The sequence below is a fragment of the Nostocoides sp. F2B08 genome (genome assembly GCF_009184895.1).
Classification (GTDB): domain Bacteria; phylum Actinomycetota; class Actinomycetes; order Actinomycetales; family Dermatophilaceae; genus F2B08.
Genome location: NZ_WESE01000022.1, coordinates 1 through 9992 on the forward strand (window position 1 = coordinate 1; position 9992 = coordinate 9992).

General features: G+C 66.8%; 8 protein-coding genes. 4 read left to right on the top strand and 4 right to left on the bottom strand.

Going from position 1 to position 9992, the window contains the following annotated elements:
• Nucleotides 1-211 precede the first annotated feature (211 nt).
• Together GA707_RS20415 and GA707_RS20420 are read right to left on the bottom strand one after the other, a co-directional pair.
• Nucleotides 212-676: a hypothetical protein gene (locus tag GA707_RS20415; RefSeq protein WP_152180290.1), complete on the bottom strand. Its 465-nt coding sequence runs from the start codon at nt 674-676 to the stop codon at nt 212-214.
• A 243-nt stretch (nt 677-919) separates the two neighbouring features.
• Nucleotides 920-1270, bottom strand: coding sequence for a hypothetical protein (locus GA707_RS20420; protein WP_152180291.1), 351 nt, complete (start codon nt 1268-1270; stop codon nt 920-922).
• 130 nt (nt 1271-1400) lie between these two features.
• Between GA707_RS20420 and GA707_RS20425 the strand changes: the two genes are divergently transcribed.
• On the top strand, nt 1401-5615 hold the full coding sequence (locus GA707_RS20425; RefSeq protein WP_152180292.1) for a BTAD domain-containing putative transcriptional regulator: 4215 nt from the start codon (nt 1401-1403) through the stop codon (nt 5613-5615).
• Between the two features lie 393 nt (nt 5616-6008).
• Here GA707_RS20425 and GA707_RS20430 read toward each other — a convergent pair whose 3' ends face one another.
• Nucleotides 6009-6614, bottom strand: a complete 606-nt coding sequence (locus GA707_RS20430) for a class I SAM-dependent methyltransferase (protein WP_193315471.1) — start codon at nt 6612-6614, stop codon at nt 6009-6011.
• Between the two features lie 472 nt (nt 6615-7086).
• Here GA707_RS20430 and GA707_RS20435 point away from each other — a divergent pair, with 472 nt between their 5' ends.
• The 3 genes from GA707_RS20435 to GA707_RS20445 all read left to right on the top strand — a co-directional run bounded on the left by GA707_RS20435 (nt 7087) and on the right by GA707_RS20445 (nt 9020).
• Nucleotides 7087-7572: a hypothetical protein gene (locus GA707_RS20435; protein ID WP_152180294.1), complete on the top strand. Its 486-nt coding sequence runs from the start codon at nt 7087-7089 to the stop codon at nt 7570-7572.
• A 484-nt stretch (nt 7573-8056) separates the two neighbouring features.
• Complete coding sequence (locus GA707_RS20440) at nt 8057-8311, top strand: hypothetical protein (RefSeq protein WP_152180295.1); 255 nt, start codon at nt 8057-8059, stop codon at nt 8309-8311.
• Between the two features lie 352 nt (nt 8312-8663).
• Nucleotides 8664-9020, top strand: a complete 357-nt coding sequence (locus tag GA707_RS20445) for an iron chaperone (RefSeq protein WP_152180296.1) — start codon at nt 8664-8666, stop codon at nt 9018-9020.
• Between the two features lie 176 nt (nt 9021-9196).
• Here the strand turns inward: GA707_RS20445 and GA707_RS20450 are convergent, their stop codons facing one another.
• Nucleotides 9197-9628: a hypothetical protein gene (locus tag GA707_RS20450; protein WP_193315472.1), complete on the bottom strand. Its 432-nt coding sequence runs from the start codon at nt 9626-9628 to the stop codon at nt 9197-9199.
• Nucleotides 9629-9992: the final 364 nt, after the last annotated feature.

Here is a 9992-nt window from a genome sequence, read left to right on the forward strand (position 1 = left end):
AACAGCGCGACCGGTGAATATCGCGGGCTTCCAAAGCCGGCCAGCAGTCCTGTGGCGCCCAGATCGTGTCACCACATGGTGCTCACATGGTACTGATCCGCCCAATCAAGGACCATCGCGCACATGCCCCCTATCGCCGGCTGTTGACCGACAGGCGTGGCGGCCGCGCGTCTTCGAAATGTCGCATCCTGAAGGCGGGTCATCCCGCCTTTCAGTCCAAGGCCCATGCGGTCAGGGCGTAACCGAATGGCGAGAGGCTGACGGCCGCCATGGTCAACCCCAGGACGACCGCTGCGGCGGTGAGTGTGCGGGCCGATGCCGTGAGTCGCTGCCGCCGGCTGGGAATCAGGAGCAGACCGGTGCCGAAGACAGCGCTTCCAATGCCCAGGATGGGCGTCAGCGGCAGCGCGATGGTGAGCAGGGCCAGGCGCAGCACTGCCCCAAGGATCGAACCGCTGGCGTAGGGCCACAAGTCCTTCGGGTCGTGCATCCCCCCAGCTACTTCCTCCAGGGGCAGTCGGTGGAGGTCGTTGACGAAGTATGGAACGAGCAGCCCACTGACCCACACCGCGAAGACCATGACCAAGGCGCCCAGCCAGACCGCGATGAGGCGGGTGCTGGTGGGCGGACCCGCAGCACCTGACCCGGCCCCTGCCGCCCGCTCTGATCGCGGCATGGTTGGAGCCTACTTACCGAGTCGCGGATCCGGCGGGCGTGACCAGTGCCCATCCGGCGCGCTCACCCTCCAGGTCCGAGTGGTCATCCGTGTCCGGTGGCTGGGAATGGGTCGCCCATCCGGCCGGACAGACTCCGTCGGGAGCACCCGACGAAGTGCGTCTGTTCGCCGGCAACCGGGCGTCGCTTCGGCCTGTGAGGCAGTCTGGTGCTGGAGGAATCTTCGGGGGGACCCCCGCCGGCCTCACGTACCTGAACGGAGCGAGTGTGCAGCGGCTGCCAACTCGGCCTTCTTGTTCAGGGAGGCGGTCCAGTGCTCGATGGCGTCGGGGGTGCGAAGGCCGTAGCCGTCCTTGGTCGGGGGCAGTGTGCAGCCTGCCGACTCGGCCTTCTTGTTCAGGGAGGCGGTCCAGTGCTCGACGGCGTCGGGGGTGCGAAGGCCGTAGCCGTCCTTTGTCGAGGCGGCCGCTGCTGCCGCGCTCGGGTAGCCGGTTTGCGGGGTGGGCACGGTGGTGGCCGAGGCGACGGCCAGGGAGAACGTCGCTGCGGTCAGGGCGATCGCGCAGATTGTTGTCCCGATTCGCTGGGTGGTCATGGTCCTGCTCCTTCGTGAGGTGGTGGTCTCATCACCGTCGCGAGGGGGGTACCAAGTCGGATCTGCGCTGGTATCGGTGCGGTATCGGAAGGCGTTGACGCAGGTTTCGGGCGGCCTTCACACTGAGTAAATGCGGGTCGACGTCCTCGGCTCGGTGCGCGTCGAAGACGGGTTGTCTCTGGCCCCTCGTGATCGTCGCGTCCTCGCCGCTCTCGCGATCTCGGCGGGTGTGGAGGTGTCTGCCGAGACGTTGGCCGATGCGTTGTGGGGCGATGAGCCTCCGGCATCGGCCACGAAGGTCGTCCAGGGCTGCGTCTCGCGGCTGAGGCGCCTACTTGGGCCTGACTCGATCCGCACGAGCGGAAGCGGGTACGTCCTTGACCCAGGGGCGGTCGACCTAGATTTCATGCGCTTTGAACGCGGCGTCGCTCTAGCACGACGAGAAAGGCGCCTCGAACGCCGCGACTTGGCGGAAGTGGCTCTGGTCGAGGCGCTCGGGTTGTGGCGGGGCAGACCGTTGGCTGAACTCGACGATTGGGAACCCGCCAGGGCATGGGTTGCTGGAGTGCAGCAGGCTCGGCTGAACGCTGAGGAAGAACTGCTCACCGTCCAACTCGAAAGCGGGGAGCACGACCGCGCCGTCGGCCGAGCGCTTGCGCTCGCCGAGGAGCAGCCCTGGCGGGAGCGACGATGGGCACTGCTCGCACTGGCTCAGTACCGAAGCGATCGTCAGGCGGATGCCCTGGCGACATTGCGGCGGGCTCGCTCAGAGCTTGCCGGGCAACTCGGGGTCGACCCGGGTCCAGAACTGGTCGCCCTCGAGTCCGCGATCCTGCGTCAGGACCCGGAGCTGCTGGAGTTCCATCGGAGCTCTGCGGTTCGCGGTGACGACGAATGCCCCTACCCGGGGCTGGAGGCCTACGATGTCGAGGACGCCGAGATGTTCTTCGGCCGGACCGAGACGGTCGCCCGCATCGTGCGTCGGCTGGACGAGGCGAAGGTTGTTGTCCTCGTCGGGGACTCCGGTGTGGGCAAGTCCTCCATCCTGCGGGCTGGGGTCGTCGCGAGTCTCCGGGAGTCAGGCCGCGACGTCGCCCTGTGCATGCCAGCCGATGACCCCATTCCGGCGGCGCAAGCCGCCCTGGCCGCATGCGCTGGTCCAGCCGTTCTCGCTGTGGATCAACTGGAGGATTCCCTGCGGACCGGGCGCGTGGAGGAGTGGCTGCAGTGGCTCGCACGTCGCTCATGCGACGCCGCTCCGGTGGTGGCCTCGCTGCGCAGCGATTATGTCGGGCGACTAGCGACCGTGCCCGCGTTCGCCGGCCTCGCCGAGCCCGGGCTTCACCTGGTGCGTCCTCTCGATGGTGAGTCGCTTCGTGAGGCGATCGAGGGGCCGGCCCACGCATTCGGGCTCACGCTCGAGCCGGGACTGGTCGAGTTGGTGGTTCGCGACGCGCAGGACCAACCGGGTGCTCAACCGCTGATGTCGCATGCACTAGCTGAGACCTGGCGCGCTCGTGCTGGACGGGTATTGACTGTTGCCGGCTACGAGTCCGTCGGCGGGATCAGTGGTGCCGTCGCCCGAACGGCTGAACGGCTGCACCAAGCGCTGGATGAGGCAGATCGTGTGCGACTGCGATCGATCATGCTGCGCCTCAGTTCGATTGAGTCGGGCACCCCCAGTCGGGTCCGGGTGCCCCGGTCGACCTTCGACGAGCCGGGGCTCCGCGTGGTCGAGATGCTGGTTCGCTCGCGGCTAGCGACCTCAGGCCAAGGCACTGTCGAGCTGGCACACGAAGCGCTGATACGGGCCTGGCCACGGCTGCGCAGATGGCTGGACGAAGACGCCGAGGGCATACGGATCTGGCGTCATCTGGCCCGCGCAGCATCTGGATGGGACGACCTGGGACGCCCAGACAGCGAGCTCTACCGAGGTTCGCGTCTCCACGTGGCGCGCGAGTGGCGCCAGCGAGCCCAGGGTGCGGAGCTGAGCGAGTTGGAGACTGCCTTCCTGACCGCCTCGAACGAGCTAGAAGAGCAGGAGCGCAGCGCCCTCGAGCGACGGCAGGTCGAACAGGTCATGAGCAACCGGCGTCTGCGACGACTCCTCATCGGGGCTACCGCGTTGCTGGTGGTGGCGCTCGCCTCCGGGATGCTCGCGCTCGACCGTGGGCGGGATGCGGTTGCGGCCCGTGCCGCAAGCGAGCAGACCGCGCTGGTCCAGACCTCGTTGGCCATGCGCGCGACTGACCGCGAAACTGCCGCGCTGCTGGCACTGGAGGCTTACCGCAACCAACCGGATGCCGCAGCTTATGGTGCCTTGCTGGGGACGTTCACGGGAGCTCCCGGCTATCTAGGGCGGACCATCGTCGATGCGCCGGACTTGCTTCAAGGCGCCGTCATACCCGGCAACGATACAACCGCGGTCGTCGCCGTCGGGGGCTACGATCTGCGTCTGTTGAACCTGGAGACTGGCGAGCTCACTGAACACTTCGATACTCCCAGTGTCGAGCGCAATGCGTACAACTCGGAGTTCGGTGTCAGCGCCGATGGCTCGACGCTCGCGCTGCTGTCGTCTACCGCAGTTGAAGAGGACTGCGGGTCAATGGAGCGCTATGAGGTTGACAACCAGGAGGCCTGCACGACTCTGTCGGTCTACGACATCGCCTCGGGCCGGCGGTTGGCGGGCCCCCTTCATCCTTCCGCTGGTGGCGGTGGCGACGTTGCCGTCAGCCCGGACGGCACCTACGTTGCGGTGGCAGGCGGCGCGGCCGGAGAGGTGGTGGTGTTCACTGCGTCGGGACGCCAGGTCGGCTCGGTTTCCGCCCTCGACCGTCCTGCCGCCGCACGTGCGCAGCGGGACACGGCGGCGGTGGTCTTCGACGAGGCCGGCGGGCTCTGGGTGGGATCTCTCGGGCCGCAGTTGCGTCACGTAGCTCTGCCTGAGGTGCGGGTCGATCGCACGATTGAGGTGCCCGGACAGGCTGGACACAATGGTCTCGCCGTGACCGGATCGATGTTGGTCGCGGCGGGCGACGAAAGGCTGGTCGGCGTAGACCTGCGCACCAGCGAGCTCGTGTGGCAGGTCGACGTCAGCCGCCGCCTGTGGCCCTGCCAATATTTAACAGCCTCGGCTGTAATCGGCCACTTCTACTGCGCGGACCTCCAAGGTGGCCTCGAGGAACGATCGACTGCGAACGGCCAGCTGACCGGCCGTCGGTTCGATCCTCAGCAGGGTGACCCGGCCGATATCGGCATCCTGCGTGACGGCACGGAGTTGATCACGTTCAGCGCCGAGGACGCAGCGTTCACCAGGTGGCGCATCGATGGCACGGGACCGATCATCGCGACGATAGGTGAACGCAGCGAGTACGCGGTTGATGTGCCTTCATCAGGCGGGCTGATTCCCACGGCGACTTTCGAGGACGACCTGACCTCCACCGGTCCCATCCTGCTGCGCGACCTCGGGTCGGGAGAGGTGCGGGCGGTACTGCCAGGTGCATATGCGAGTTGGTGGGGCGACCAGCTGGTAGTGGGTGACGACACGGGCGACAGGCTGGTGACCAACCTGGACCCCTTGACGGTCGAAGACCTCAGGTTCCCTCTCTGGCCAGCTGCAATGTCGCAGGACGGGCGCCGGATGGTGGTGCCCAACCCTGATGACGACCGTGATCTGTGGGTGGTCGACCGCGAGAGCGATCGAACCCTTCAACACCTGACGCTTCCGGAAGGGGCATGGGTCAACTCGCTCGCGTTCTCGTTCGACGCGTCGCGCGTGTTCGTTGTGCTCGCCACCGACGATGGGTGGAAAGTGACTTACAAAGCGGCCTGGTACGACGTGGCCGACGGTTCACTGCACCGTCCCGATCTGACCGGCGAGCAGGTGAACATGAAGGTCGCAACCGACGGCTCCGTAGTCACTGGGGACGGTGCGGGGGCCCTGTCTGTGCGCAACGATGACCTGGCGGTCGTGGGCCATCTGCCGGGATCGCGGGGGAACATCTGGATCATGCAGACGACGGACACCGGTTTGTTCGCGGTCAACACGGGAGACTGGACAGTTGCGCTCTACGATCTGCCGTCAAGACGGATGCTCGGCGATCCCATCGGCGACGGCATGCGGGATGCCCTCGAAGGGATGCAGCCCGGTTGGCTGGATCCAGACGGGGACCGTCTGGTCTTCAATAGCGCCTTCGGAATGAGGCTCTGGGACCTGCGATCGGCGACGTTGGTCAAGGCAGCCTGCGAGGTCGCCGGCCGCAATCTGACCCGCTCGGAGTGGACGACCTATCTTGGCGTCCAGGATTACCAGCGGACATGTCCGCAGTACCCCGCCGCTGCCTGACTTCGAGCACGCTCCCGTGCGATCCTCACCAGCCCAATGCGGGGTCCGCGCCATCCGCTCCAGTCGCATCGAGATGGCCTCTATGGTCCGATCATGACGGAGGACCCTTCGAACGTTCAGTTCTAGGGCAAGCTGTGTCAGCAGTCGCGACAGTGTGATCCCGCGACAGGGCGCGTCTAACCGCCGGCTGCTGGGCGTGTCCTGGTTGTTGGTCACGGGGGGTGTCGGGGTGATACTCCGTGCCGATTTTGGTCGCCGCCGTCAGTGGCGGGAACTCATGGCTGCTTTGTGGCCTCGGACGAGTTGCTGCTTGAGGTACTTCACGGGGAGTTGGGTCACTGACACCTCGACGAAGCCGGCCTGCTGCATCATCTGCCGGGATTGATCTGCGCTTCACTGCCGGATGCCGAAGGCGTCGACCTCGCCCGACTTCTCGGGGTCTGTGGTCGGCGGGTCCGTCAGGTGCACCATCCGCCCACCGGGTCGTAGCACCCGGTGCATCTCCCGCAACGCCTGGTCGGGGTCGGGGAGGAACTTGAGGCAGTTCACAGATGCGACAGCGCTGAACCGGCCGTCCGGCCACGGCAACGCCGTGGCATCCCCCAGGACGATCTGCGCCGTCCCGGCCGCGATGCGCTCAGCCAAGCGCTCCCGCGCCAGCTCCACCTGGATCGGGGAGGCGTCGATGCCGGCGACGAAGCGCTGCGCAGTCGCGTGATCGCCCAGGAGCATCCCTGCGCCGCATCCGACGTCGAGCAGCTCGTCCTCGGGCTGCAGGTCCAGCTCGGCAGTCGCGACCGCGTAGAGCCGGGCAGCGACAAACGGCAGCACCCGAGCCCCGACCCAGCCGACCGGGCCGCTCGGCACGCCCCAGAACGCGGAGAAGACCTCCGCCCGCCACCCTTCACGCAACGCATGCTGCGTTCCCGACGCAACCCGGGGATCGACAACCACCCGAACATGACGCGCCTCCTGAGCATCGCACCGCTCCACGCTCACCACTTCGAGTGTCCACCTGGGTGGCTCCGCCAAGACGGGCAACGCGATGCACAGCACATCGCCCCCTCGGGCGTCCACCTCGAGAGGCAGCCCCACCCCGGCGTTCTCACCGTAGGGGGCCCTGGTGTGAGCCGCTCGCCGGCAGTTGCCGACCGTGGTTCAGGAGGCGAGGACCTGCCCTTCGCGGCTGCCGTGGCAACCTCAAAGTGGCAGGAGCGTCGCCGGCTCGAGCGTGACCGGCGGGTTGCGAGCACGATCCGGTTGAACCACACCGGCCAACCCCCCGAGCAACTCCGCACATAGGGCATTCCGCCGGGAGCTGACCAGCCCGGCTTCCCCGACGTACTCGGGGGAGGGCAGGGCAACCTCGGCCGCACATTCCCACTGCGTGTCTCGTTGGACACAGCCTCCCGCCGGTACCGCGAGGTGGTGCTATTCCGAAGGTGGAGGCATCTCATGGAAGGGGAGTGCCATGGTGAAGTACCACATCATTGACGAGGCCGTCATTGATGCAACGCCGGAGGAGATTGAACGGGCGTACGCCGATGAGGCGGCCGGACGTAGCAGTTGGCGGGCACCGAAGGTGCTCATGCGCACTCGTGACGGCCGACGGCCCAACGAGGTCGGGGCGATCACCGACTACCGCGTCAACATGCGCGGGCCTGCCGACCGGCCCGGCGCGGCACGGTTCTCCACCCGGGTCACGGCCTCAGAGCCCGGTCGTGTGGTCACGGAGTATTTCGACGGCGCCTTCCGCGGGAACGCGACGCGCACCACGCAGCTCGTAGGCGAGGGGCGGACCCGCATTCGCAACGACTGGGAAGCTGAGACGCACGGTGTCTTGATGGGTCTGATGGCGCGAATTGTTGACATCGGAGCGGGCCACTCACAGGTCGCGCGCGAGGGCTTCGTCGCTCTGGAACGCTATATCGCCGCCCGGCGAGCGAGCCTGACCTGACCCGTTGATCCCCTCGGCCCTAACGGGGGCCGAGAGGGCAGACCGCGAGGGCGAGATCGACCGACTCGCCAGGGCGGGCGCCGGCTCTGTGAGCTGGTACCCGCGTCATAGCGCCGGGAGCCGACCTGGTACGCACGGTCAGTCGCCTTGCCAGTCTCGCGGTCGTTGTCTGCACCGTCACTCAGCTTTAGCTGCCGCCTGTGCTCGAGGTGAGGAGCGCAGCGGGACCGTTGTCACCCTGCGGGATTCGATGCAGACACGGTGTAGCAGACTCGCCCCATGAAACTTACCGCGGCGGCTGCCGCCCTCTTGGTCCTCGCTGTCGCTGGCTGTTCTTCGTCGGCGCCATCCGAGACAGTGGGCGCGCAGCAGGATGCCAGCCCGACGACAGGCGCGACGACTTCGACGCCGCCGTCGTCCAGAGACCACCACCGCTCCGAGTGCTACTGATGGTGGCGCGGGCTCGACAACCGGCTCGGACACGATGGAATCCGTCGGCGAGGCGCTTGGCGAGAAGATCGCGTTCTACGCAATCGCCAAAGCTGCCGGGATGACCGACAGCGCCAAGATGGACGAGCTGGCAAGCGGTGTCTGCAGTCGCATCGAGTCCAGCGATGCGGCCACCGTCGGACAGTGGCTCGAGGAAGCCTTCCAACTCACCGGCGATGGCGCAGCAGGAGTCGCAGTTGCCGCCATCGAGGCTAGCTGCCCCGAGTACGCGTCACTTGTCGGGTCCTGATACCTGACATTGCGGATCCCGCCCGGCGTCGCAGCCCTTCGCCGAGACAGCAACAGTTGCGGCACTCCGCCGGGTAACGCGCGGCGCCGGGTGGGTTCCGTCCAGAGTCTGCGGCCGACACCCACGACGGGTGGCAGGTCGACGAACGCCGCTGCCTCTCCGAAGGCTTCATGTCTAAGCTCTACCCGCCCAGTGATACTGGAACCGTCGCCCTCGAGAAGATCGACCGGTCGGCAACGAGCATCACCTCAAGCCGCACCACTGCGCGGGACTCCGTCGGGAGCGCGCCCCACGCCACGGTGCAGAATCGGCCGTACAGCAGCAAGCGAAAGAATCAGTAGGTAGACGAGCCATGGACCAGATTGCCGACCACGACGCGTACATTGCTGCGGCTCCCGAGGCCTTCCAGCCCGTGCTGGCACGGTTGCGCGCCGTGCTGGCCCGCGCCCTGCCGGACGCGGAGGAGATCGTGGCTTACAACATGCCAGGATTCAGGGTCAGCGGCTCGGTGGTGGCGAGTTACGCGGCGTTCAGCAAGCAGTGCGGCCTATATCTCCTTCCGGGCGCCATCTCCGAGCACGCCGAGGAGCTCGCGGCCGCCGGCTTGAAGGCGACCAAGACCGGGATCACCTTTTCACCGCAGGCACCTATCGCGGACGACCTCGTCGAACGGCTGGCGCGGGCCTCATGCAAGGACGCCGAAGCCTGATGGCTCCCAGTGCCCAGGCCACCGTCTGCCTATTGGGGCGAGCGGCTTGCGGCATGGTCGGACCCTAACGCGTCCTCATTGCGGCTTGCGTGCGAGCCGCGGACAACCGTGCGCTGCTCGCCCCGACCGCCCGCGGCACTCCGCCGGCTGCCGGCCCGCGGATGCTCGTTCTCTTGTCACCGCTGTTGTCCCACGGGCCACGCCAGCAGGGCAGGCGTGTCGGGGTCGAGTTCTTCACCGGTTACGTCGAGTAGTTCCTCGCATGGCTCCTCGAGAGCGGCGGCATCGTGAGCCGGTGCCGGTCGAGGCCGGCGCGGCAGACCCGCAGTGGAGCCCCCACCACGACCCGGATAGATATACAGCCCGAGGACAGGGTCGGGGACAGCGTCGAGCGCGGCGGTCACTGCAGGAAGTCGTCGGAACGCGTTGCGCGCCGTCTCCTCCGCGAACTCCACTTCCAAGATCACTCCCCACCGTGGTTCATGCCAGATCCAGTCAATGGCCCCGTTGGTCACCGCAGCTTCGATGAGGAAACGCCCGTGACCACGACGCCAACCCTCGGCAGAGATATCGCCGTCCTGAACCTCGATGGTGAGCCACCCGCTCATGACCGCAGGCTACGCCCAGAAATGGCCACTGTGAACCTGTCCCATCACCATGTTCAGTCCTACAAGCAGACCTTCTCTCGCCGCACGCAGTGCCCCACTTCGCCGGGAGAAGCCTGCCGGTGCCCCGGGTAGTCAGCTGGCCATGGTCTTGATTTGGACCATGAGTTTGTCGACGTCCTGCGGGTCGAGGCGTATGACGCGTGGTCCGTTGCGGTAGGCGGGAAGCTGGCCGGCGGCGATTGACGGCGGACATGCCAGTCTCCTTGTAGGCGGACAGGTGGTGTCCCTTTCTGCGGACAGTTGATCTCCCTGTCGATGGACAGCTGTTTGTTCGTGTCGTTGCCGATGTGGGTGTCCCTCCGGC

Bases quoted from the DNA above. Each gene is read 5' to 3' on its own strand.
- GA707_RS20440 (WP_152180295.1), top strand. From the start codon at position 8,057: ATGGAATCCGTCGGCGAGGCGCTTGGCGAGAAGATCGCGTTCTACGCA.
- GA707_RS20415 (WP_152180290.1), bottom strand. From the start codon at position 676: ATGCCGCGATCAGAGCGGGCGGCAGGGGCCGGGTCAGGTGCTGCGGGT.
- GA707_RS20450 (WP_193315472.1), bottom strand. From the start codon at position 9,628: ATGAGCGGGTGGCTCACCATCGAGGTTCAGGACGGCGATATCTCTGCC.
- GA707_RS20420 (WP_152180291.1), bottom strand. From the start codon at position 1,270: ATGACCACCCAGCGAATCGGGACAACAATCTGCGCGATCGCCCTGACC.
- GA707_RS20425 (WP_152180292.1), top strand. From the start codon at position 1,401: ATGCGGGTCGACGTCCTCGGCTCGGTGCGCGTCGAAGACGGGTTGTCT.
- GA707_RS20435 (WP_152180294.1), top strand. From the start codon at position 7,087: ATGGTGAAGTACCACATCATTGACGAGGCCGTCATTGATGCAACGCCG.
- GA707_RS20445 (WP_152180296.1), top strand. From the start codon at position 8,664: ATGGACCAGATTGCCGACCACGACGCGTACATTGCTGCGGCTCCCGAG.